Annotated in this window: 27 protein-coding genes; 19 read left to right on the top strand and 8 right to left on the bottom strand. The window is 62.4% G+C overall.

What is annotated here, in order from left to right:
- Window positions 1–76: 76 nt before the first annotated feature.
- From BFQ01_RS05130 to BFQ01_RS05140, 3 genes are read right to left on the bottom strand one after another with little or no spacing between them, the layout of a single operon-like run.
- Window positions 77–415: a hypothetical protein gene (locus BFQ01_RS05130; RefSeq protein ID WP_027607013.1), complete on the bottom strand. Its 339-nt coding sequence runs from the start codon at window positions 413–415 to the stop codon at window positions 77–79.
- Entirely contained in the window at window positions 412–795 is a 384-nt protein-coding gene (locus BFQ01_RS05135; RefSeq protein WP_012723020.1) for a phage holin family protein, read from the bottom strand. The genes BFQ01_RS05130 and BFQ01_RS05135 overlap by 4 nt, the downstream gene beginning before the upstream one ends.
- A 2-nt stretch (window positions 796–797) precedes the next feature.
- Entirely contained in the window at window positions 798–1,112 is a 315-nt protein-coding gene (locus tag BFQ01_RS05140; protein WP_065924454.1) for a DUF883 family protein, read from the bottom strand.
- A gap of 345 nt (window positions 1,113–1,457) precedes the next feature.
- Here BFQ01_RS05140 and BFQ01_RS05145 point away from each other — a divergent pair, with 345 nt between their 5' ends.
- Window positions 1,458–2,666: an ammonium transporter gene (locus BFQ01_RS05145; RefSeq protein ID WP_065924455.1), complete on the top strand. Its 1,209-nt coding sequence runs from the start codon at window positions 1,458–1,460 to the stop codon at window positions 2,664–2,666.
- On the opposite strand, the gene BFQ01_RS05150 is transcribed toward BFQ01_RS05145, so the two are convergent.
- Window positions 2,653–4,389: a cation:proton antiporter gene (locus tag BFQ01_RS05150; protein WP_137212966.1), complete on the bottom strand. Its 1,737-nt coding sequence runs from the start codon at window positions 4,387–4,389 to the stop codon at window positions 2,653–2,655. The genes BFQ01_RS05145 and BFQ01_RS05150 overlap by 14 nt on opposite strands.
- Before the next feature lie 306 nt (window positions 4,390–4,695).
- On the opposite strand from BFQ01_RS05150, the gene BFQ01_RS05155 reads away from it, so the two are divergent.
- From BFQ01_RS05155 to BFQ01_RS05165, 3 genes are all read left to right on the top strand, one after another.
- Window positions 4,696–4,932, top strand: a complete 237-nt coding sequence (locus BFQ01_RS05155; RefSeq protein WP_027607016.1) for a glutaredoxin family protein — start codon at window positions 4,696–4,698, stop codon at window positions 4,930–4,932.
- 74 nt (window positions 4,933–5,006) lie between these two features.
- Window positions 5,007–5,342, top strand: coding sequence for a hypothetical protein (locus BFQ01_RS05160; RefSeq protein WP_010565034.1), 336 nt, complete (start codon window positions 5,007–5,009; stop codon window positions 5,340–5,342).
- 67 nt (window positions 5,343–5,409) lie between these two features.
- Window positions 5,410–6,300, top strand: coding sequence for a pseudouridine synthase (locus BFQ01_RS05165; protein WP_065924549.1), 891 nt, complete (start codon window positions 5,410–5,412; stop codon window positions 6,298–6,300).
- 55 nt (window positions 6,301–6,355) lie between these two features.
- On the opposite strand, the gene BFQ01_RS05170 is transcribed toward BFQ01_RS05165, so the two are convergent.
- The gene (locus tag BFQ01_RS05170) at window positions 6,356–6,577 is read right to left on the bottom strand and encodes a YgdI/YgdR family lipoprotein (protein ID WP_010211805.1); all 222 of its coding nucleotides are present in this window, start codon (window positions 6,575–6,577) and stop codon (window positions 6,356–6,358) included.
- 81 nt (window positions 6,578–6,658) lie between these two features.
- Window positions 6,659–7,261 carry a molybdenum cofactor guanylyltransferase MobA gene (gene mobA / locus BFQ01_RS05175; RefSeq protein WP_065924550.1) on the bottom strand — a complete coding sequence of 201 codons (603 nt, stop codon included), beginning with the start codon at window positions 7,259–7,261 and terminating at the stop codon, window positions 6,659–6,661.
- Between the two features lie 76 nt (window positions 7,262–7,337).
- Between mobA and moaB the strand changes: the two genes are divergently transcribed.
- Together moaB and glp are read left to right on the top strand one after the other, a co-directional pair.
- Window positions 7,338–7,877, top strand: a complete 540-nt coding sequence (gene moaB / locus BFQ01_RS05180; protein ID WP_027607019.1) for a molybdenum cofactor biosynthesis protein B — start codon at window positions 7,338–7,340, stop codon at window positions 7,875–7,877.
- The gene (glp, locus tag BFQ01_RS05185) at window positions 7,861–9,087 is read left to right on the top strand and encodes a molybdopterin molybdotransferase MoeA (RefSeq protein WP_065924456.1); all 1,227 of its coding nucleotides are present in this window, start codon (window positions 7,861–7,863) and stop codon (window positions 9,085–9,087) included. Before moaB ends, glp begins: the two co-directional genes overlap by 17 nt.
- Before the next feature lie 220 nt (window positions 9,088–9,307).
- On the opposite strand, the gene BFQ01_RS05190 is transcribed toward glp, so the two are convergent.
- Both BFQ01_RS05190 and BFQ01_RS05195 read right to left on the bottom strand, forming a co-directional pair.
- On the bottom strand, window positions 9,308–9,637 hold the full coding sequence (locus BFQ01_RS05190; RefSeq protein WP_027607021.1) for an EscU/YscU/HrcU family type III secretion system export apparatus switch protein: 330 nt from the start codon (window positions 9,635–9,637) through the stop codon (window positions 9,308–9,310).
- Entirely contained in the window at window positions 9,634–11,211 is a 1,578-nt protein-coding gene (locus tag BFQ01_RS05195; RefSeq protein WP_065924551.1) for a flagellar hook-length control protein FliK, read from the bottom strand. The genes BFQ01_RS05190 and BFQ01_RS05195 overlap by 4 nt, the downstream gene beginning before the upstream one ends.
- A gap of 200 nt (window positions 11,212–11,411) precedes the next feature.
- Here BFQ01_RS05195 and ccmA point away from each other — a divergent pair, with 200 nt between their 5' ends.
- From ccmA to BFQ01_RS05260, 13 genes are all read left to right on the top strand, one after another.
- A complete protein-coding gene (gene ccmA / locus BFQ01_RS05200) occupies window positions 11,412–12,047 on the top strand; it encodes a cytochrome c biogenesis heme-transporting ATPase CcmA (protein WP_065924457.1) in 636 nt (211 codons plus the stop codon).
- Window positions 12,044–12,712 (top strand): heme exporter protein CcmB, encoded by a 669-nt coding sequence (gene ccmB / locus BFQ01_RS05205; protein WP_065924458.1) that lies wholly within the window; start codon window positions 12,044–12,046, stop codon window positions 12,710–12,712. Before ccmA ends, ccmB begins: the two co-directional genes overlap by 4 nt.
- Window positions 12,713–12,798: 86 nt before the next feature.
- Window positions 12,799–13,554, top strand: a complete 756-nt coding sequence (locus BFQ01_RS05210) for a heme ABC transporter permease (RefSeq protein WP_065924459.1) — start codon at window positions 12,799–12,801, stop codon at window positions 13,552–13,554.
- Window positions 13,551–13,727, top strand: a complete 177-nt coding sequence (ccmD, locus tag BFQ01_RS05215) for a heme exporter protein CcmD (RefSeq protein WP_065924460.1) — start codon at window positions 13,551–13,553, stop codon at window positions 13,725–13,727. The genes BFQ01_RS05210 and ccmD overlap by 4 nt, the downstream gene beginning before the upstream one ends.
- Window positions 13,724–14,179: a cytochrome c maturation protein CcmE gene (gene ccmE / locus BFQ01_RS05220; RefSeq protein ID WP_027607026.1), complete on the top strand. Its 456-nt coding sequence runs from the start codon at window positions 13,724–13,726 to the stop codon at window positions 14,177–14,179. The genes ccmD and ccmE overlap by 4 nt, the downstream gene beginning before the upstream one ends.
- 3 nt (window positions 14,180–14,182) lie before the next feature.
- Window positions 14,183–16,174, top strand: coding sequence for a heme lyase CcmF/NrfE family subunit (locus tag BFQ01_RS05225; protein ID WP_065924461.1), 1,992 nt, complete (start codon window positions 14,183–14,185; stop codon window positions 16,172–16,174).
- Window positions 16,174–16,728 carry a DsbE family thiol:disulfide interchange protein gene (locus BFQ01_RS05230; RefSeq protein WP_065924462.1) on the top strand — a complete coding sequence of 185 codons (555 nt, stop codon included), beginning with the start codon at window positions 16,174–16,176 and terminating at the stop codon, window positions 16,726–16,728. The genes BFQ01_RS05225 and BFQ01_RS05230 overlap by 1 nt, the downstream gene beginning before the upstream one ends.
- Window positions 16,725–17,198: a cytochrome c-type biogenesis protein gene (locus BFQ01_RS05235; RefSeq protein WP_065924463.1), complete on the top strand. Its 474-nt coding sequence runs from the start codon at window positions 16,725–16,727 to the stop codon at window positions 17,196–17,198. The genes BFQ01_RS05230 and BFQ01_RS05235 overlap by 4 nt, the downstream gene beginning before the upstream one ends.
- Window positions 17,191–18,381, top strand: coding sequence for a c-type cytochrome biogenesis protein CcmI (gene ccmI / locus BFQ01_RS05240; RefSeq protein ID WP_065924464.1), 1,191 nt, complete (start codon window positions 17,191–17,193; stop codon window positions 18,379–18,381). The genes BFQ01_RS05235 and ccmI overlap by 8 nt, the downstream gene beginning before the upstream one ends.
- A 16-nt stretch (window positions 18,382–18,397) precedes the next feature.
- Entirely contained in the window at window positions 18,398–18,793 is a 396-nt protein-coding gene (locus tag BFQ01_RS05245; protein WP_065924465.1) for a hypothetical protein, read from the top strand.
- A 539-nt stretch (window positions 18,794–19,332) separates the two neighbouring features.
- Complete coding sequence (gene phnN, locus BFQ01_RS05250) at window positions 19,333–19,905, top strand: phosphonate metabolism protein/1,5-bisphosphokinase (PRPP-forming) PhnN (RefSeq protein WP_065924466.1); 573 nt, start codon at window positions 19,333–19,335, stop codon at window positions 19,903–19,905.
- Window positions 19,906–20,269: 364 nt separating this feature from the next.
- Window positions 20,270–21,766 carry a M10 family metallopeptidase C-terminal domain-containing protein gene (locus BFQ01_RS05255; protein ID WP_065924467.1) on the top strand — a complete coding sequence of 499 codons (1,497 nt, stop codon included), beginning with the start codon at window positions 20,270–20,272 and terminating at the stop codon, window positions 21,764–21,766.
- 242 nt (window positions 21,767–22,008) lie between these two features.
- Window positions 22,009–22,197, top strand: a complete 189-nt coding sequence (locus BFQ01_RS05260) for a type II toxin-antitoxin system HicA family toxin (RefSeq protein WP_065924468.1) — start codon at window positions 22,009–22,011, stop codon at window positions 22,195–22,197.
- Window positions 22,198–22,204: the final 7 nt, after the last annotated feature.

Raw genomic sequence — 22,204 nt, forward strand, 5'->3', positions numbered from 1 at the left:
AAACACTGGCGAAAAAAGACCCGGCCCTCGAAACGAGGACCGGGCCATTCTGTTAGCAAGAATGCAGCCAGCAGGCTCAACCTTTGCGTGAATTGCCCTGCATGGCCAGTTTGATCAGCGGGATCAGGCCGGCACCGAGGCGCACCAGGCGCGTCACACTGCTGATACCGCCGCCCTTGGCGCCCTTGCCGGTGAAGAAACCGATCAGGGTTACAGCGGCCACGCCCCACAGCGGCGCGTGCTTGATGCCCAGGCCGCCCTGAAAGTTTTGGCCCAGGTTGCGCACCTTGTTCAGCGGCGCCATCAATTGCTGGGATTCGTGGCGTATCTCCTGGCGGTGCATCTCCATGCGCAGGCGGATCAAGGCCTTGCGCATTTCCCGGCGGGAGGTTTGCTGGATTTCATTCGAGCTCATGGCAGCAGGCGCTCCCGATCATTGGCCAGCTCTTCAAGGGTGGCGTGGAACGGCGTGGACTCATCGAACACCGCCGCTTTCAAGCGCACCCCGCAGAAGGCAGCGGCCAGGCTGTAGAACACGCAGAGGCAGATGATCCCGGTCAGGCGGTAGCCGGTGTCCCATACCAGGATCATCACCAGTGTCGACAACCCCACCAGCAACAACAGGGCAAATACCAGCGCCAGGCCGGCAAACAGCAGCAGGCTGACGGTACGGGCCTTCTGCTCCTGCAATTCGATGCCAAACAGTTCGACGTGGCTGTGCAGCAAGCCAAGAACGGCCGCGCCCAGGCGTCGTGAGGTGGTACCCGTGGACGAGCCAGTTTCGCCGATAGACATGATTAGCGCCTTGTGGCCAGCAGGCCGATCAGAAAGCCCACGCCGGCGGCAATGCCTACCGACTGCCAAGGGTTGGCCTGCACGTAATCTTCGGTCGCGGTGATCGCCGCCTGGCCGCGTTCGCGCAGGGAGTCTTCGGTTTGCTTGAGGGTTTCGCGGGCCTGCAACAGCGTGTCATGAATCTTGGCGCGCAGCTCATCGGCCTGGTCGCCCGCAAGCACCTTGGTGTCGTCCAGCAACCTTTCGGTGTCAGTCACCAGGGTTTGAAAATCCGCCATCAGTATTTCTTGAGCAGTCTTTGCAGTTCTTCTGGCCATGGTTATCTCCGTGATTGGCTGATCGGTACGTGTGGTTTCGAGTCATCGGTATCGGTGAAGGTTCAGTGCAATTGTCTGGTACAGCTTTTGCTTTGCCTTGGTGCGCACGCCCCGTGGCTTGCGCTGAATCCGGGCGGTCGGGGCTCAGGTCTCGAAAAACCTTACCCTAAATAACTCAAACTCGCGGAAAAACCCTGTCGGCAACGGCCGGTTGTGTTGAACGCTGCGCTAAAGCGGTTCACGCCCTCTGAAGAGGGGCGGTGCCGGAGGTGCCAATTTAGTGCGCGCAACCCCTGGCTTGAACCGCTTTGGTGCTTTTTGCCTTACACAGGCCTGCCAACTTCAATGGAAAATCTGCAAAGTGCGGTGGACACTCTGGTCCACAGCTCCAATACCCTGTTTATCCTGATCGGTGCGGTCATGGTCCTGGCCATGCACGCCGGCTTCGCGTTTCTGGAAGTCGGGACGGTGCGCCAGAAAAACCAGGTCAACGCCCTGTCGAAGATCCTCAGCGACTTCGCCATCTCCACCCTGGCCTATTTCTTTATAGGCTATTGGATCTCCTACGGGGTGAGCTTCATGCAACCGGCGGCCGTGATCAGCGCCGACCATGGTTATGGCCTGGTGAAGTTCTTCTTCCTGCTGACGTTTGCGGCAGCGATCCCGGCGATCATCTCCGGCGGTATTGCGGAGCGTGCAAAGTTCGCTCCGCAGTTGTGCGCCACCGCGTTGATCGTGGCGTTTATCTATCCGTTTTTCGAAGGCATGGTGTGGAACGGCAATTTCGGTTTGCAGGCCTGGTTGCTCAAGACGTTCGGCGCCAGCTTCCATGACTTTGCCGGCTCGGTGGTGGTGCATGCCATGGGCGGCTGGCTGGCGCTGGCGGCGGTGCTGCTGCTGGGCCCGCGCAATGGGCGCTACCGGGAAGGGCGCCTGGTGGCGTTTGCGCCGTCGAGCATTCCGTTCCTGGCGTTGGGCTCGTGGATCCTGATTGTCGGCTGGTTCGGCTTTAACGTGATGAGCGCGCAGACCCTGGACGGCGTCAGCGGCCTGGTGGCGGTGAACTCGCTGATGGCCATGGTCGGCGGCACCGTCGCCGCCCTGGTGATCGGCCGCAACGACCCAGGCTTCCTGCATAACGGTCCGTTGGCCGGGCTGGTGGCGATCTGCGCGGGTTCCGACCTGATGCATCCGGTGGGCGCGCTGGTCACCGGTGTGGTTGCGGGCGGGCTGTTTGTGTGGTGCTTTATCGCCGCCCAGGACCGCTGGAAGATCGACGATGTGCTGGGGGTGTGGCCACTGCATGGCCTGTGCGGTGTATGGGGCGGGATTGCCTGCGGTATCTTTGGGCAAAAGGCGCTGGGGGGATTGGGCGGCGTGAGTCTGATCAGCCAATTGATCGGTACGGGGCTCGGTGTGGTCGTCGCGTTCGGCGGCGGCCTGCTGGTGTATGGCGTGATCAAGCGCGTACACGGGCTGCGCCTGAGCCAGGAGGAGGAGTATTACGGCGCAGATCTGTCGATCCACAAGATCGGTGCGGTCAGTCAGGATTGATAGGCGCCTCTTCGTCGGTGCTCGGGTGCGTGTAGAAACCGTGCAGCAGGCGATAGCGGTTATGCCGGACTTCATCGACCCGCGCCTGCACCTGTTGGTCCGGCAGGCCCAGCAGGATCAAGGCGTGGGAGGCGAGCATCAGGCTTGACTCCAGCAGCTCGGGCACCACTTCGCTGGCGCCCGCGGCTTTCAATTCAGCCCATTGGCTGTCATCGCGGGTGCGCACCAGGATCGGCACGTCGGGGTTGATATGGCGGGCTTCCTTGAGCACCGCCAGGGCCACATCACTGTTGTCCACGGCAATCACCACCAGGCGCGCCCGTTCCAGGCCCACGGCACTGAGCAAGGCGCCACGGCGACAGTCGCCGTAATGCACGCTGCTGTCTTCGGTGGCGGCTTCCTGGACCCGTTCCGGGTCGTCATCCAGGGCGATAAACGCCTGTTGCTCATTGCGCAGAAAGCGCCCGATGGATTGCCCGACCCGGCCATAGCCGCAGATGACCGCATGCCCGTGTAATTGGGCGTTGAGGGCGGCAATTTCTTCAAGTTGTACCTGTTGGTTGGGCTTACGATGCAGGCGCAGGGCAATCGCCGGCGCGGCGCGCAACAGCAGTGGCGTCAACAGCATCGAACAGAACGTGGCGGCGAGCAGCAGACCGTTGAATTCATCGGGTATCAGCCGGCTCTGTTGCATCTGCGCCATCAGCGCAAAACAGAACTCACCGCCCTGGGCCAGGGCCAGGCCGCTGCGCCAGGCGGTTTCACTGTCGCTGCCGCGCAGCTTGACCAGCGCAGCCACCACACTGCCTTTGATCAGCATCAGCGCGAGGGTCATGCCGAGGATCAACAGACTGTGGCTGACGAACAACTGCAGGTCGATAAGCATGCCGATGCTGACGAAAAACAGCCCCAGCAGGATGTCGCGGAAGGGCCGGATATCCGCTTCGATCTGATGGCGGTAATGGCTTTCGCCCAGCAGCATGCCGGCCAGGAAGGCACCGAGGGCAGGGGAGAGGCCCAGCAGATGCGTGAGCCAGGCGGTCAGCAAGACGATCACCAGCGCCAGCAGCACAAACAGCTCCGCCGAATGGGAAGCGGCGACCTCATGAAACAAGCGCGGCAATAACCAGCGGCTGGCGAGCAACAGGCCCACGAACAACACCACGGTTTTGCCCAGCGTCAGCGGCAACGCCCAGTACCAGGCCTGTTCGCTGCTGCCGGCGAACACCGGCACCAGCGTCAGCAGCAACACCGCCACCACATCCTGGAACAGCAACACGCCGATCGCGTTCTGGCCATGGCTGCTGAAGATTTCGCCGAGGCTGGTCAGTTCCTTGCTGACGATCGCCGTGGACGACAGCGCCAGCCCCGCACCCAGCAACAAGGCGATGCCCGGTGCCACACCGAAGGCCATCAACAGGCCCCCCAGCAGCACGCTGCACCCCAGCACCTGCAAGCTGCCGAGGCCAAACACCACGCGGCGCAGGGCGAGCATCCTGGTCAGGGAAAACTCCAGGCCCAGGGAAAACAGCAGGAACACCACGCCCAGTTCGGCAAGGTCGGGCAGCTCTTCGCTGTCATTCACCCAGTCCAGGGCAGTCGGCCCTACGGCCAGGCCCACGCACAGGTAGCCCAGCACGGGTGGCAGTTGCAGCCGGCGAAACAGCGCAATCACCACCAGGGATGAGGCCAGAATGATCAGCAGGTTGGCGAACACAAGCATCTCCGTTGCAGGGTGAGCGGGCAAAAAGCCGCGAGAATCGCTGAATCAGTTATAGGCCATGGTGATCTGGGTCAGGGTTTATTGTGGCCGGCAGGTTTCCGGGGAGCGAACGCTGTACCTGTGGCGAGCGGGCTTGCCCCGCGTTGGGCTGCGAAGCGGCCTCAAAACAAGCACCGTATTTCTGTCTGAAGGAGCGCGGTGGCACTACCGGGGCCGCTTCGCGCCCCAACGCGGGGCAAGCCCGCTCGCCACAGGTTTTTGTGAGGATTAGAATGCTTGTCTACTTACTGATCAGGGCCATTCGTCATGCTTCCTGAATGCCAGTTGTTCGGCACCCTGGGTTGCCATCTTTGTGAAATTGCCGAAGCCGAAATCATGCCGCTCGTCGAACGCGGGTTGCTGGTCGAGTTGGTTGATATCACCGACCCCGACGACCTGACCGACGCCTATGGCCTAAGGATTCCGGTGCTTCGGCGGGTGGACACGGGGGCTGAACTGGATTGGCCCTTCGATGCGGATCAGGTTGTCGCCTTCCTGCGCTGACGTTTATGCGATGGCGGGTTTCCGAATATTACGTTACTGTATGTTTGTACAGCGATTGAATAGAGGGAACGCCCGTGGTGAATGTTGAACAACTGAAAAGCAGCGTCAATCGCATGTCTGCCGATGTCGTGCGCGACGCGGTGAACGAGCTGCGCCTCGACGGCCTGGTCACGGAAGGCAAGACGCCGTTTAACAAAGTGCATTTCAATACCTGCTTTGCCGAGATCGAGGCGTTGTTCCAGCGCGCCGGTTATCACAAGCAGCTCGATGTGGTGGGTTATCAGGGCCTGTTGTACGCGCTTTACGATCCCGGCCGCTGGGAAGCGGTGGACGTGCTGCGCTGGCTCAAGGAGTTCACCGAGGCGGCGAGTGCTTCGCCGATCCTGCGCGCGGAATTGGCCAAGGCCTGAGATCCGCCCTAGGTTTCATCCCGCTTGATGCGGGATAATGCCCGCCTGTTTTTTCAAGGCTTCGAGCATGTCCACATCCGCTTTTTCCGCGTCCCAGCACCAAGCCAGCACCCTGTACCTGCCACCTGGCCCCTGGGCGACGGTGCTGGAGTGCCTGTGCGAGCACTTTGCGGCGATCAGTCGCGAACAGTGGCTGGACCGCATCGCCCGTGGGCGGGTGCTGGATGTCACTGGCACCCCGATCCCCCTGGACCTGGCCTACAGGGAAGGCCTGTGCATCTATTACTTCCGTGAAGTCCCCAACGAAAAAGTCATCCCGGTGCAGGAAAGCATCCTCTACGCCGATGAGCACCTGGTGGTGGCGGACAAACCGCACTTCCTGCCCGTGACCCCGGCCGGCGAGTACGTCGAGCAAACCCTGCTGCGCCGCCTGATTCGCCGCCTGGACAACCCGGCGCTGGTGCCCCTGCACCGCATCGACCGACACACCGCCGGGCTGGTGCTGTTCTCGGCCAACCCGGCCAGCCGTTCGGCCTATCAGCAGCTGTTTCCCACGCGCCGGATCGATAAATTCTACGAAGCCATCGCCCCGGCTTTGCCTGGCCTGACGTTCCCGTTGGTACACAAAAGCCGCCTGGTGGATGGCGAACCTTTCTTCCGCATGCAGGAAGGCCCCGGTGCCAGCAACACCGAAACAGCGGTGGAGGTGCGGGAAAAGAACGGCGACTTATGGCGCTACGGCCTGTTTCCCGTGACCGGCAAGAAACACCAGCTGCGTGTACACATGACCGCGCTGGGGGCGAGCATCTGCAACGATCCGTTCTATCCGGACGTGATCAAGGATGCGGTCGATGATTACGCCAATCCCCTCAAGCTGCTGGCCCAGGGCGTGCGGTTTATCGACCCGGTCACCGCTGAAGAACGCCGGTTTCGAAGCCTCATCACCCTCGACTGGTAACCCCCGGAAACGACAAGGCCCGCGCGAGGCGGGCCTTGTGTGCAAGCGCTGAGGCTTACAGGTCTTTAACGGTGCGAACCTGATCTTTGTTGATGCGGGTTCGCTTGCCATCAAGCTGTTCGAATTCGTAGAAACCCGAATCTTCGTTGTATTTCGGGGTGTCGACGGCCTGGATTTCGCGACCGTCATTCAGGGTGATCACTGTCGGCGAGGCGCAACCGGCGAGGGTAGCCAGGCCCAGTGCAAGCATGAGAGCGGCGATGGTCCGTTGAGTCATGGGTGTTGTCTCCAAGAGAATACTTTTTGATTGCTGACCTTGAGACGTGTGAGACGTCGCCAAAGTTCCTTGTGCGAAGGTTCATTCTGACACGTCAGACCTTGGGCGCAACAGCTCTGGTGTATTCAGGTTGGCCAGGCGCGGGTCATCGGTTGGGCATTCCACGCCCACGCCGCCCAATTGCAGGAGGATCTTTCGCGGGCTGCGTTCACCGGCATGCCAGGCCTGTTCTACCTCGGTTCGCAGGCCGATGGGGATGATGCAGATCAAGGGTTCCCAGAATTCACCGTGGCGCACCATCACCGGCAACAAGGGATGGCGTTGTGCGGTTTCACGCAGGTCGGCGAGGAGTCGAGCGTCGATATGGGGCACATCGCACGGCAGGATCAGCAGGTGCCCATGGCGCGCGGCGGCCAGTCCTGCGCGGATACCCGCCAGCGGCCCGGGAAAATCCGGGCTGTCGTCGCTTACCAACTGGTCGGCATAGGCGGCGTACTGCGCCTGGTTGCGGTTGCACGAGATGATCAGGTCATCGGTCAGTGGCCGTACCAGGCGCTGCACGTGTGCGATCAAGGGCAGGCCGTGCCAGTCCAGCAGGCCTTTGTCCTGGCCGCCCATGCGCTGGCCGCGGCCACCGGCCAACAGCAGGATCGAACAGGGCAGGGGGATTGAGTCGAGTGGCATGTGGGTTCCGCGCAGGCAGCTGAACAGGGGCCTGTGATATAACATCGGGCCGTTCCTTCGACAACCGGACCGTGCCATGAAAGCCAAGGCCGATGCACCCTTCGTACCCCTGAATATCGCGGTATTGACCGTCAGCGACACCCGCACCCTGGACACCGACACCTCGGGCCAGGTCTTCGTCGACCGCCTCACCGCCGCCGGCCACCACCTGGCCGAGCGCGTGCTGCTCAAGGACGACCTCTACAAGATCCGCGCCCAGGTCGCCCACTGGATTGCCGAAGACGTGGTGCAAGTGGTGTTGATCACCGGCGGCACCGGCTTCACCGGCCGCGACAGCACCCCCGAAGCGGTCGGCTGCCTGCTCGACAAACAGGTCGACGGCTTTGGCGAACTGTTCCGCCAGATCTCCGTGGCCGACATCGGCACCTCCACCGTGCAATCCCGCGCCCTGGCCGGCCTGGCCAACGGCACCCTGGTGTGCTGCCTGCCGGGCTCCACCAATGCCGTGCGCACCGGTTGGGATGGCATCCTCGCCGAACAACTGGATAACCGTCATCGCCCCTGCAACTTCGTGCCGCACCTGAAGCTGGCCGAACCCTGTGAATCCCGTGGGTAAGCCCGGCAAGACCGGCGCCCTGATGCCGGTAGAACACGCCCTGCAACAGCTGCTGGCGATGGCCGAAGCCGCGCCGATCCGCGAGCAGCACGTGCTGCCCCTGGCCGAGTGCGACGGCCGTGTATTGGCCCAGGACCTGGTCTCCACCCTCGACCTGCCGCCCTGGCCCAACAGCGCCATGGACGGTTACGCCGTGCGCCTGGTGGATTGGACCGGTGAACCCTTGCCCGTCAGCCAGCGTATTTTCGCTGGCCAGGCGCCACAGCCGCTGGCGGCCGGCACCTGTGCGCGCATCTTCACCGGGGCGCCGGTACCGGAAGGCGCGGACTGCGTGGAAATGCAGGAAAACGCCGTGGTCCACGCCGATGAGCGCGTGAGCTTCAGCGAACCGTTGCAGCCCAACCAGAACATCCGCCCCCAAGGCCAGGAAACCACCGTCGGCGAGCGGGTGCTCACGGCCGGTACGCGCCTGGGCCCGATCGAGCTGGGCCTGGCGGCTTCCCTTGGCCGTGATCGGCTGGACGTGATCCGCCGCCCGCGTGTCGCGGTGTTGTCCACCGGCGATGAGCTGATCGAGCCCGGTTTGCCCCTCGGTCCGGGCCAGATCTACAACAGCAATCGCCGCGTGTTGTGTTCCTGGCTTGAGCGCATGGGTTGCGAAGTCATCGACGCAGGCATCCTGCCGGACGACCTGGAGCAGACCCGTTCGCGACTGGCAGGCTTGAGGGCGGTTGATCTGATTTTGTCCACGGGCGGTGTGTCGGTGGGCGAGGCGGATTTCCTTGGTATTGCCCTGCGCGAAGAGGGTGAGCTGGCGTTATGGAAGCTGGCGATCAAGCCGGGCAAACCCCTGACTTTTGGTCATTTCCGTGGCGTGCCGGTGATCGGCCTGCCGGGCAATCCGGCCTCGACCCTGGTGACCTTTGCGCTGTTGGCGCGCCCCTACTTGCTGCGCCGCCAGGGTGTGGCGGACGTGGAACCGCTGCGTTTCGACGTGCCGGTGGGGTTCACCTGGCCCAAGCCGGGCAACCGCCGCGAGTATCTGCGCGGGCGCATCGAACAGGGCAAGGCGATCATCTACCGCAACCAGAGCTCCGGCGTGCTGCGCAGCGCGGCGTGGGCGGAGGGGTTTGTGGAGGTGTTGGAAGGGACGACGCTGGAGGTGGGTGATCGGGTCAATTTCATCCCTCTGAGTGAAGTCTTGAATTGACCCCCAATCCAAATGTGGAAGGGGGCTTGCCCTGATGCCAGTCAGTTAAGCGTACATCGCCTCCTGTAGGAGCGAGCTTGCTCGCGAAAAACGTCAACGATAACGCGTTCTTCCTGAATGAACGCGGCGCCTGTGAGTTTTTCGCGAGCAAGCTCGCTCCTACAAAAAGCCTTAGGGCAAGCCCCCTCCCACATTTGAACCTGTATATGCCTGTGGCTATTCAGTAATCGTCGCCACGCTCCGTGACATCCCGCTCCACCGGGCGCGCATCCGGGTCATAGCCCACCGGGAACTTGCCCTTCAACGTCCAGGCAAATGCAATGATCTCGGCGATGGTGCGGTACAACTCCTCCGGAATACTGTCGCCCAGTTCCATGCGTGCCAGCAGTTTCACCAGCTCGGCATTTTCATAGATCGGCACTTCATTTTCCCGTGCCAACTTGAGGATGGCTTCGGCCAGGGCATCGTCGCCCTTGGCGGTCAGGGTCGGCGCTTGCTGGCCGTCGTACTTGAGGGCAATCGCCTGGCGCGGCGGGTTGGCGTTGTTCATGCGGTTTCATCCACCCAGCGTTGTTCAAGTCCGGTTTTCGGCCCGCGTGGCGGGGTGCCGAGGTGGCAGTCCAGGTCGCCGACATTCAGCCCTGACGACACCAGGCGCTCGCGCAGGCTGCCCAAATGGCTTTCGATCAGGCTGGCAGTGAAAGGTCGGGTTGCCCACAGTTGGCTGGACAGCTTGCCCTGAGTCAGCTGCGCCTGGACCTGCAACGGCCCCAGGGGCTCCATGTCGAAGGCCAGTTCGACGCGCCAGAGCATCTGTTTGGGCTCCTTGGAATCCTTGCGTTCGGGCTGGTCCTTGTCCGGCGCCGGCTCTTCGCGCTGGAACTTGACCTGCAACGGCACGATGTCCTGCAGGGTGCGCATGGGGATCTCCAACTGCCAGGTGGTTTGCAGGCGGCCATCGGCGGTGGTGCCGGTTTGCTCCAGGCTCGACAGCTGGTGGCTCTGCAAGCGGGAAATGGCCCCGGCGGCCAGGCGCAGCAGGTTTTCCAGGTCGCCTTCGCCCTCCAGTTTTGCCATCAGCCGCTCCGGCAGTGGGAAGCTGACCGGTGCTTGCCGCGCGCCGACCTGGCCGAGGGTGCCCAACGGGCTGCGCACGAAGTTGGGCAGCACCTGGGCCAGGGTGTTGGCGGCAAGAATGGCATTCAGGTTGGTGCTGGCGGGCAAGGCAGGCAGCAGGTCGGCGACCAGGCGCAGCAGCGCGCCCTTCATATCCAGCGGTGGCACCTGCGGGTTTTGCCCGGCGAGTAACTTGGCTTCAAGAAAGGCGCCGCTGTTCTGGATCACCTGGGCCAGCACCTTGGGGTTGCTCACCTGTGCCAGGTCGGGCAAGGCCGCCAGCAAACGGTCGGCGGCGGCGCGCAGGTCGGTGGAGGTGCTGTCGCCGCGGGGCAGATTTTGCAACGCCTTGAACACCGCATCCAGGGAGCCCTGGCGACTTTGCTGGGTCGACAATTGCTGGGTGACGGCCAGTTGATCCTTGAGCCCGCTCAACGGCACAAAATTCAGGGTTTGCGCGTTCTGCACCACGGCGCTGAGCAAGCTGCCCACGCGCAACGGTTGCGGGCTTTCCAGTGTCAGGGTCGCGCCGGCCAGGGCGCTATTGAGTACGGTCACCAACGAACGGTAGATCGCCGGCTGCGCGGTGCCTTGGGGCAGGGCCTGGGTGGTCAGCACCTTGGCCTGCAGCAGGGTGCCTTCCGGCATCCTGGCCGTATCGATACGGGTGAGGGCGGCAACGTTGGCGCTCAGGGCTTGTTGCAGGCTGATGGCCAGGTTGCCTGCGGGCGTCTGGCTCACAGCCACATTGCTGCCCAACGGCAAGGGTTGTGGGCTGCTGGCTTGCACCAGCGTCTGGCGGCCGCCTTCAAGGGTCAGCTTGAGCAACAGCTGAAACGCCTCGCCGCCTTGTTTCAGGGCCAGCACCTCGGCATTCACGGTTTTGCCCGGGTCGATCAGCCCGATCTGCGGCTCCAGCAGTTTCAGCAGCGCCCCTGGCGCAGGCGCAGGGCTTTGCCCGGTTGCCGGGGTGGGAGGAAGCGTAGGAAGGTTGATCTCGCCGGTCATCGTGCGCATCGTCTCTGGGGAAATAGCCCTCTTTAGCGTAGGGCATCGCATGTATAATGCCGCGCGTCTGCAAAGAGAGCGGTAAAAACCTCACAACTATTTGATCCAGCTCTCTAAAATCGGTCGCCAAAGCCGTTATTGTGCTTCTTTCTATAACGGCCGCTGCACCGCCGACTTGAACCGTAAAGGCCCGCGATCTCTTGACCAGCCCTCTTCTTGAAGCCGTAGCGCTCTCCTGTGAACGCGACCTGCGCCTGCTGTTCGAGCACCTCGACCTGCGGGTGGCGGGCGGCGACATGGTGCAGATCAGCGGCCCCAACGGCAGCGGCAAGACCAGTTTGCTGCGCCTGCTGGCCGGCTTGATGCAGCCCACGGCCGGTGAAGTCCGACTGAACGGCAGGCCGCTCAACGAACAACGCACCGAACTGGCACGCAACCTGATCTGGATCGGCCACGCCGCCGGCATCAAGGACGTGCTCACCGCCGAAGAAAACCTCAGCTGGCTCAGCGCCCTGCATCATCCCGCGACCCGCAACGCCATCTGGCAGGCCCTGGCCGCCGTCGGCCTCAAGGGGTTCGAAGACGTGCCCTGCCACACCCTGTCCGCTGGCCAGCAGCGCCGCGTGGCCCTGGCGCGCCTGTACCTGCCTGGCCCGCCGCTGTGGATTCTCGACGAACCCTTCACCGCCCTCGACAAACAAGGCGTCACCCAATTGGAACAGCACCTGGCGCAGCACTGCGAGCAGGGCGGCCAGGTGGTGCTCACCACCCACCACACCCTGGCGCGCATGCCCGTCGGTTACCGCGACCTCGACCTGGGGCGGTGGTCGGTATGAGTGTGTTTGCCCTGTTGGTCGCCCGCGAAGCGCGGTTGCTGTGCCGCCGCCCGGCCGAATTGGCCAACCCGCTGGTGTTCTTTGCCATCGTGATCGCATTGTTCCCGTTGGCGGTCGGCCCGGAGACTAAACTGTTGCAAACCTTGTCTCCGGGACTGGTGTGGGTCGCGGCGCTTTTGTCCGTCCTGCTCTCGCTGGACGGGCTGTTTCGCAGTGATTTCGAAGACGGTTCCCTCGAGCAGTGGGTCCTTTCGTCGCACCCCCTGCCACTTCTGGTCCTGGCCAAGGTACTGGCACACTGGGCTTTTTCCGGCCTGGCGCTAGTCTTGCTCTCGCCACTGCTGGCGATGATGCTCGGATTGCCCGGCGAATGCCTGCCGATCCTGCTGCTGAGCCTGCTGCTCGGCACCCCGGTACTCAGCCTGTTGGGGGCGGTGGGTGCCGCGTTGACCGTCGGCTTGAAACGGGGTGGCCTGTTACTGGCCCTGTTGATTCTGCCTTTGTACATCCCGGTACTGATCCTGGGCAGCGGCGCGTTGCAAGCCGCGCTCATGGGCATGCCGGCGACCGGTTACCTCCTGTGGCTTGGCAGCCTGACCGCCCTGGCGGTAACCCTGACACCCTTTGCTATAGCCGCCGGCCTGAAGATCAGCGTCGGTGAATAATGAGGTCTGACTGGGCGGTATACGCATAGTCAGTAAAGACCCTACGCTTCTTGCCAAGACAAGAAGCAACCGTGATGGAAACAGCAATGAACTGGACCTGGTTTCACAAGCTCGGCTCGCCCAAATGGTTCTACGGCATCAGTGGCAGACTGCTGCCCTGGTTCAGCATCGCCGCCGTGTTGCTGATCGGCATCGGCCTGGTCTGGGGCCTGGCCTTTGCACCGCCGGACTACCAGCAAGGCAACAGCTTTCGCATCATCTACATCCACGTGCCTGCCGCGATGCTGGCCCAGTCCTGCTACGTGATGCTGGCGGTGTGCGGCGTCGTCGGCCTGGTGTGGAAGATGAAACTCGCGGACGTCGCCCTGCAATGCGCCGCGCCCATCGGGGCGTGGATGACCGCCGTGGCGCTGGTCACCGGTGCGATCTGGGGCAAACCCACCTGGGGCTCGTGGTGGGTGTGGGATGCGCGACTAACGTCGATGCTGATCCTGCTGTTCCTGTACTTCGGTCTTATTGCCCTGGGCAACGCGATCAGCAATCGTGACAGCGCCGCCAAGGCCTGCGCGGTGCTGGCGATTGTCGGCGTGATCAACATCCCGATCATCAAGTACTCGGTGGAGTGGTGGAACACCCTGCACCAGGGCGCCACCTTCACCCTCACCGAAAAACCGGCAATGCCCGTGGAAATGTGGGCACCGTTGCTGCTGATGGTGCTGGGGTTCTACTGCTTCTTCGGCGCCGTGCTGCTGATGCGCATGCGCCTCGAAGTGCTCAAGCGTGAAGCCCGCGCCAGCTGGGTCAAGGCCGAAGTGCAAAGCTGCCTGGGAGCGCGCGGATGAGTTTTGCTTCTTTCAGTGATTTTCTCGCCATGGGCCACCACGGCCTGTATGTCTGGACGGCCTATGGCATCTGCCTGGCCGTGCTGGCCCTCAACGTCGTCGCGCCGATCCTGGCCCGCAAGCGTTACCTGCAACAAGAGGCGCGTCGTCTGCGCCGGGAGACCGAAAAGTGAATCCGCTGCGTAGAAAGCGTCTGTTGATCATCCTTGCCATCCTGGCCGGCGTCAGTATTGCCGTGGGCCTGGCGATGAGCGCCCTGCGGGAGAACATCAACCTGTTCTACACCCCGACCCAGATCGCCAACGGCGAAGCGCCGCTGGACACGCGCATCCGTGCCGGCGGCATGGTGGAGAAGGGCTCGCTGAAGCGTTCCGGCGATTCCCTCGACGTCACCTTCGTGGTTACCGATTTCAACAAGGCCGTGACCATCACCTACCGCGGCATCCTCCCGGACCTGTTCCGCGAAGGCCAGGGCATCGTCGCCCTGGGCAAGCTCAACGCCGACGGCGTGGTGGTGGCCGATGAAGTGCTGGCCAAGCACGATGAGAAATACATGCCGCCGGAAGTCACCAAGGCCTTGAAAGACAGCGGCCAGTCCGCACCCACCCCCGCCAAGGAGGGCTAAGTGATGACGTCTGCATTGTTTATTCCGGAACTGGGCCAGTTGGCGATGATCCTCGCCCTGTGCTTTGCCATCGTCCAGGCGGTGGTGCCGTTGCTCGGTGCCTGGCGCGGTGACCGCCTGTGGATGAGCCTGGCGCAGCCGGCGGCCTGGGGCCAGTGTGCGTTCCTGGTGTTCGCGTTCGGCTGCCTGACCTACGCCTTTATGACCGACGACTTTTCCGTCGCCTATGTAGCGAATAACTCCAACAGCGCCTTGCCCTGGTACTACAAGTTCAGCGCGGTGTGGGGCGCCCACGAAGGCTCGCTGCTGCTGTGGGCGTTGATCCTCGGCGGCTGGACCTTCGCGGTGTCGGTGTTCTCGCGCCAGTTGCCGCAAGTCATGCTCGCACGGGTGCTGGCGGTGATGGGCATGATCAGCATCGGCTTCCTGCTGTTCCTGATCATGACCTCCAACCCGTTCACCCGCATCCTGCCGCAGATCCCGGCGGACGGTCACGACCTCAACCCGCTGCTGCAGGACATCGGCCTGATCGTGCACCCGCCGATGCTCTACATGGGCTACGTGGGTTTTTCCGTAGCCTTTGCCTTCGCCATCGCCGCCTTGCTCGGCGGGCGCCTTGATGCGGCCTGGGCGCGCTGGTCGCGGCCGTGGACCATCGTCGCCTGGGCGTTCCTCGGCATCGGCATCACCCTTGGTTCGTGGTGGGCCTACTACGAACTCGGCTGGGGCGGCTGGTGGTTCTGGGACCCGGTGGAAAACGCGTCCTTCATGCCATGGCTGGTCGGCACTGCACTGATTCACTCGTTGGCCGTCACCGAAAAACGCGGCGTGTTCAAGAGCTGGACCGTGTTGCTGGCCATCGCGGCCTTTTCCCTCAGCCTGCTCGGCACCTTCCTCGTGCGTTCGGGCGTGTTGACCTCGGTGCATGCGTTTGCCTCCGACCCGGAGCGCGGTGTGTTCATCCTGATCTTCCTGCTGTTTGTGGTCGGCGGCTCCCTCACCCTGTTCGCCCTGCGCGCACCGGTGGTCAAGAGCCAGGTCGGCTTCAACCTGTGGTCGCGGGAAACCCTGCTGCTGGGCAATAACCTGGTGCTGGTGGTGGCCGCGTCGATGATCCTGCTCGGCACCTTGTACCCCTTGGTGCTGGATGCCCTGAGCGGCGCCAAGCTGTCCGTCGGCCCGCCGTACTTCAACGCGTTGTTTATTCCGTTGATGGGCCTGTTGATGGGGGTGATGGCGGTCGGTGTGCTGGTGCGCTGGAAGGACACCCCGGTCAAATGGCTGGCCGGCATGTTGATGCCGGTGCTGCTCGGCAGCGTGGCCCTGGCCGTGGTCGCCGGTATCGCCTATGGCGACTTCAACTGGGCGGTGCTCGCCACCTTCCTGCTCGCCGCCTGGGTACTGCTGGCCGGTGTGCGTGACATCGTCGACAAGACCCGCCACAAAGGCCTGGTCAAAGGCCTGCCGACCCTCACCCGCAGCTACTGGGGCATGCAGATCGCCCACATCGGCATCGCCGTGTGCGCCCTCGGCGTGGTGCTCTCCAGCCAGAACAGCGCCGAGCGCGACCTGCGCCTGGCGCCGGGCGAGTCCATGGACCTGGCCGGTTACCAGTTCATCTTCGAAGGCGCCAAGCACTTCGAAGGGCCGAACTTCACGTCAGACAAAGGCACCGTGCGCGTAGTGCGTAACGGTAAAGAGATCGCCGTGCTGCACCCGGAAAAACGCCTGTACACCGTGCAGAGTTCGATGATGACCGAAGCCGGTATCGACGCCGGTTTCACCCGTGACCTCTACGTGGCCCTGGGTGAACCCCTGGGCGAGGGCGCCTGGGCCGTGCGCGTTCATGTGAAACCGTTCGTGCGCTGGATCTGGTTCGGTGGTTTGCTCACCGGCTTTGGTGGTTTGCTCGCGGCACTGGATCGCCGGTATCGGGTCAAGGTCAAGAGCCGGGTGCGTGAAGCGATTGGTTTGACCGCTCAAGGGGTTAGCTGATGAGTATTGATGGTAAGCGTTGGATAGTCGTGGGCTTGATAGCAGCAGTACTTGGCGCGTTCGCCACGATTGTAGTTGTGCAGCTTAAAAAGGGTGATCCCACTACATTGCCCTCAGCGCTGATAAATAAACCGTTTCCCGAATTTTCACTGGCAGACGTGCAGGGCACTAAGCAACTTACGAGAGCTGATCTTCCTGGGAAACCTGCGCTCGTAAATGTGTGGGCCACCTGGTGCATCTCCTGCCGCGTCGAGCACCCGGTGCTGAACAAGCTGGCCGAGAAGGGCGTGGTGATCTACGGCATCAACTACAAGGACGACAACGCGGCGGCCTTGAAGTGGCTGGCGGAGTTCCACAATCCCTACCAGCTGGATATCCGTGATGAAGACGGCAACCTTGGTTTGAACCTCGGCGTGTATGGCGCCCCGGAAACCTTCTTCATCGATGCCAAGGGTGTGATCCGCGACAAATACGTCGGCGTGATCGACGAAGTGGTGTGGCGCGAGCAACTGGCCGCCAAGTATCAGGCGCTGGTCGACGAGGCCAAGCCATGAAGCGCCTGTTAGCCGCTGCCGTGCTGGCGCTGGGCTTGGCCGGGGTGGCCCACGCTGCCATCGACACTTATGAATTCGCCAAGGACAGTGACCGCGAGCGTTTCCGCGAACTGACCAAGGAGCTGCGCTGCCCCAAGTGCCAGAACCAGGACATCGCCGACTCCAACGCGCCCATCGCCGCCGACCTGCGCAAGGAAATCTTCCGCATGCTGGGGGAGGGCAAGGACAACCAGCAGATCATCGACTTCATGGTCGACCGCTACGGTGATTTCGTGCGCTACAAACCGGCCCTCACCGGCAAGACCGCGTTGCTCTGGTTCGGCCCCGCCGGGCTGCTGCTGGCCGGCGTGGTGGTGATGGCCGTGATCGTCCGCCGTCGCCGCGCCGCGCCTACCGATGGTTCCGACGCGCTATCCCCCGAAGAGCGTAAACGCCTCGACCAATTGCTGGACACCAAGACTGATGATTGATTTCTGGCTCGCAGCCGGCTTGCTGCTTCTGATTGCCCTGAGTTTCCTGTTGATCCCTGTGTTGCGTGGCCGCCGCGCCCAGCGTGAAGAGGATCGCACCGCGCTGAACGTGGCGCTTTACCAAGAACGTGTGGCCGAGCTGCAAGTGCAGCAGGACGAAGGTGTGCTCGACGCCGCGCAGCTCGACAGCGGCCGCGCCGAAGCCGCCCGCGAGCTGCTGGCCGACACCGAAGGCGTGGAAAAGCCCCGCGAATCGCGCCTGGGCAAGCCGCTGCCGTTGCTCGCCGCCATCCTTGTGCCGGTGCTCGGCCTTGGCCTGTATATGCATTTCGGTGCCAGCGACAAGGTTGAACTGACCCGCGAGTTTTCCCAACCGCCGGTGTCCATGGAAGACATGACCCGGCGCCTGGAACGCGCCGCCGCCGCCCAACCGGACTCGGCGGAAGGCCTGTACTTCCTCGGTCGCGCCTATATGGCCCAGGATCGTTCCGCCGATGCCGCCAAGGTCTTCGAGCGTACCGTGGCGCTGGCCGGGCGCCAGCCGGAACTGCTCGGCCAGTGGGCCCAGGCGCAGTACTTTGCCGACAACAAACAGTGGTCGCCCAAGGTCCAGGCGCTGACCGACGAAGCCTTGAAGCTTGACCCCAAGGAAGTCACCAGCCTCGGCCTGCTCGGTATCGCCGCGTTCGAAGGCCAGCGTTATCAAGAGGCCATCGACTACTGGAAGCGTCTGCTGGCCCAGTTGCCGCCGCAAGACAGTTCCCGTGTCGCGTTGCAAGGTGGCATCGACCGCGCAGCCGAGAAGTTGAAAGAGAGCGGCGGCACCGTCGCCCCGGCGCCTGGAGCGGTTCTTAAAGTGCGTGTGGATTTGTCCGCGGATGTGAAGGCCAAATCCCTGCCTACCGACAGCGTATTTATCTTCGCCCGCGCCGTCAGCGGCCCGCCGGCACCCTTGGCGGCCAAGCGCGTCACCGTTGCCGAGTTGCCTGTCACCGTCGAACTCGGCGATGCCGACGCGATGATGCCGCAGTTGAAACTGTCCAACTTCCCCGAAGTCCAACTGGTTGCGCGCATATCCCGGGCCGGTCAACCGACCACCGGCGAGTGGATCGGCCGCAGCCAACCCCTGGCCAGCACCACCACTGCGCTGCAGCAGCTGACCATCGACAGTCCGGACAAGTAATTTCGAGGAAACGCCCATGACCGCATTTGCACGCATCACCCTGCTCAGCCTGGTAGTGGGCCTGAGCGCCTGTGCGGTCCACCGCCCACCGCCTGCGCCGACCGGCCCGACTATCCCATCGTCAGGCCCTTCGACCCAGCCGAGCACCAAGCCCTCGGGCCCGGTTACCCCGCCGCCGAAGCCACTGCCGACCAAATCCCCCACCTTCGCCCCGCCACCGGGCGCCGCCAGCCACTGGGACGGCAAGATGCAGGTGTATGTGCTGGACGACCAGCCTGACACCTTCTACCGCCAGCGCACCTACTACCGCTGGAGCAACGGCTGGAGCCGCTCCATCAGCCCCAACGGGCCATGGGAAGACACCGACGTGCAAGGCGTGCCGCCGGGATTGAGCAAGCAGTACGCGCAATGACAAAAGGCGACCTTCGAGTCGCCTTCTTCATGCCTGTGAAACCCATTCTTCCAGACACTGGAGGGCAAATGTGGGAGGGGGTGTGCCCCCTCCCACAGGAGGTCTCCTCGGCCATCAAGCCACAGTACACTCCCGCTCCAGTGCCGCACCCCCTAACAACTGCGCAATCTCAACCATCCGTACCACCGCTAGCACCTGCTTGCGGCTTGAATCATCTTCAAATGGGGCGATGTTGGCTCTGGAAGATTTTGAATTGAAGATACTTCCGGCTGTCTCGCCCTTTGAAACGGACTGAATCACCGCCACAGGCGACTTTCAAAAAACTTACCAACCCGTCAGGGTTGAGCAAGCACTACGCCCAGCAAATATTGAGGCGGCGCGCACTTCAGTAACGTGGTCGCTGCCGAGGGATTGCTGGATATACTTTCCAGTGCGGGGAAAATCGCCATTGGCCTGCGCGTCGACCTGGTCCAAGCCAGGAGTCGCGCAGGGCTACCCGTGGTGCAACCAATCTGGCAACAAGCGAAGAGGATGTTTTGATGGCGGGCAGGTTGATCTATCTCATCGGGCCATCGGGTTCGGGCAAGGACAGCCTGCTGGAGGCTGCACGCCCGCGGTTGGCCGAGCGCGGTTGCCGGATTGTGCGCCGCGTGATCACGCGCTCGGCGGAAGCGGTGGGCGAGGCGGCCCAGGGCGTCAGCCCGGAGCAATTCGCCGTGATGCAGGCCGAGGGTGCGTTTGCCCTCAGCTGGCACGCCAACGGGTTGTCCTACGGCATCCCCAAGGTCATCGACGAATGGCTGGCAGCGGGGGAGGACGTGCTGGTCAATGGTTCTCGCGCGCACCTGGCGCAGACCCGCGAGCGCTACCCGGATGTGTGGGTGCTGTTGCTGGCGGTGGATCAAGCCGTATTGCGCCAGCGCCTGGTGGCGCGGGGGCGTGAGGCCCAGGCGGATATCGAGGAGCGTCTGGCGCGCAATGCACGGTTCACCGCCGAACTGATCGCCGGCAATGGCTCGGGGTTGTTTGTGCTGGATAACTCCGGGCCACTGGAACACACGGTCGAGCGCCTGCTGTGTTGCCTGAACCAGGGGCATTGCGTATGGGCCTGACCCTGCCTGCACCGGTGACGTGCGGGGCATGTCAAGCGGCGAGATCCTGACATGCAGCGAATTCGGCGGAAAACCTTAAGTGCATGTATCTGGGTGAGGCCGGATTTGGTGTAGTCAAATCAGCACGGTTTTGTAGGATTATGTTTTTTTCCTGAAAATCCAATAAGTTTTTTTGCGCGAAAGTGTGTGTTCAGTTGTTTAAATTGCAAGTGGTTTAGTGCCTGTCTTAGCGCATGTTGCGCCGCCTTAGTGTGTTTCAGTACGAACTAAATCAGCGCTGTCCTGAGCGTTTTCTGCATGGGAGTTTATTGCGTCGATTCTGATTGACTCGACTCATTAACTTACTATAGGGAGCGCACTGCCCATGATTTGCTCTGAACGTTCTCGGCTCAACTTCTCACTTGAAAACCTGCCGCCTTCCGATCCTGGCCCCTATGGTGTGGGCGCCGGTCGCAAACCAACCTTCACGACGGAACAGGCCGGAAAGTACATCACCCGCAATAATCTGCATTTCCACGACCGTAATGGCGACAAGCGGATCGACCTCTCCTATACGGTAGACCCGACGTTCAGCGTCGCGCAGCAACGCCGAGTGCGCCAGGCGGTGCAATATTGGGAGGACGTGGCCAACATCAGTTTCAAGGAACGGGCAGCCGGCGCCGACGGCACGGTCCACATCAAAAACAACCCGCGCGGTGACCGTGGCGTCGCCAGCTCACCCTCGCGCGGCATTACCACCACCACGGCCACGGTCGGCACACTGCGAGAAAGTAGTTCGCCGGCGCAGGGCAGTCACTTTTCAGTCACTACCGTGCATGAAATCGGCCACGCCATCGGCCTGCAGCATCCGGGTGACTACAATGGCGGCGGTGCTGATTACAACAATGGTGCCAGGTATGCCGGCGATACAAAGGCACGCAGTGTGATGAGCTACTGGTCGGAGACGAACCAGGCCGGCCATGATTTTCGGTATTCGAATCCCTCTGCCCCGATGATGGATGACATCGCAGCCGTTCAGCGGCTCTATGGGGCCAATCACAAAACCCGCAACACCGACACCACCTACGGTTTCAATTCCAATACCGGCCGCGACGCCATGACCCTCACCAGTGCCAGGGATAAAGCTATCTTTTGCATATGGGATGGGGGCGGTAACGACACCCTGGATTGTTCCGGGTTTTCCCAGAACCAGAACATCAATTTGAACGCCGAGTCGTTTTCCGATGTGGGCGGCTTGAAGGGCAATGTTTCCATCGCCAAGGGCTGCGTGGTTGAAAACGCCATCGGTGGGGCCGGACGTGATGTCTTGACGGGGAATGAGGCGGACAATCGGCTCAAGGGCGGCTTGGGTGCAGACAGGCTGCGGGGCGGCGGCGGGGCGGATATTTTTGACTACGACAAGGCCAGCGACTCCACACCGCAGCAGCCTGACCTGATCGAGGACTTTACCAGCGGGACGGACAAGATTGACGTCTCGGGTGCATTGAAAGAGGCGCGCGTCGGTGCCCTGACGTTCACTGATCGATTCTCTGGTCGCGCCGGCGAGGCATTGCTCAGGCACGACGCGGCCACCGGGCGTTCAAGCCTGGAGATAGATCTGAAGGGGAGCGGCAGCGCCGACCTGGTGGTCAAGAGCATTGGCCAGATCAAACCCGGCGATGTGCAGTGGCAGGGGCAAAAGCCGGAGGTTAAACCCGCACCGAAGGTTGTCCCCACACCGGCCCCTGCGCCGCCGCCGCCGCCCCCGCCGGATAGCAGCACGGACCCGCTTGCAGCGTTACGCGAGGTAATGATCAAGGCGTTCTCAGCCTTGTTGCAGTGGATACAAAACATCGTCCAGCCGTCGGATGCCCGCAGATAACACTGCCATGACGAGGCGCTGACAGGCTCGGGCCTTGATCAGCGCCTGCCATAGTCGGCAAACGCCGGCGCCCTGGCCCTTGCCATGCACAGACAAGCCTGTGGGGAATACCCATGGCATGTCATTCGGTTGGCGGTTTTCAACATCGCGCAAAACAACCATCAGTCAGCCTGACCTATTTTGTGCTTGAGTAAAGATAACTCTAGGGTTACTTTTATTTAGGCCGAGCCAAGGAGGCTGGTGTGCAAAGCAGGCTATTGATCAAGGAGCTGCAAGAGGCGGGTTGGGTGCTGGATCGGGTCACGGGCAGTCATCCTATTTTTACCCACCGCTATAACCCGTACACGATCCCGGTGCCGCATCCGAAGAAGGATCTGCCGCTGGGCACCATCAGAAGCATCAGGAAACGTGCCGGGCTGTTTCAGTTTTAAGGAGAGC

It is taken from the genome of Pseudomonas sp. 8 R 14, assembly GCF_900005955.1.
Lineage (GTDB): Bacteria > Pseudomonadota > Gammaproteobacteria > Pseudomonadales > Pseudomonadaceae > Aquipseudomonas > Aquipseudomonas marginalis.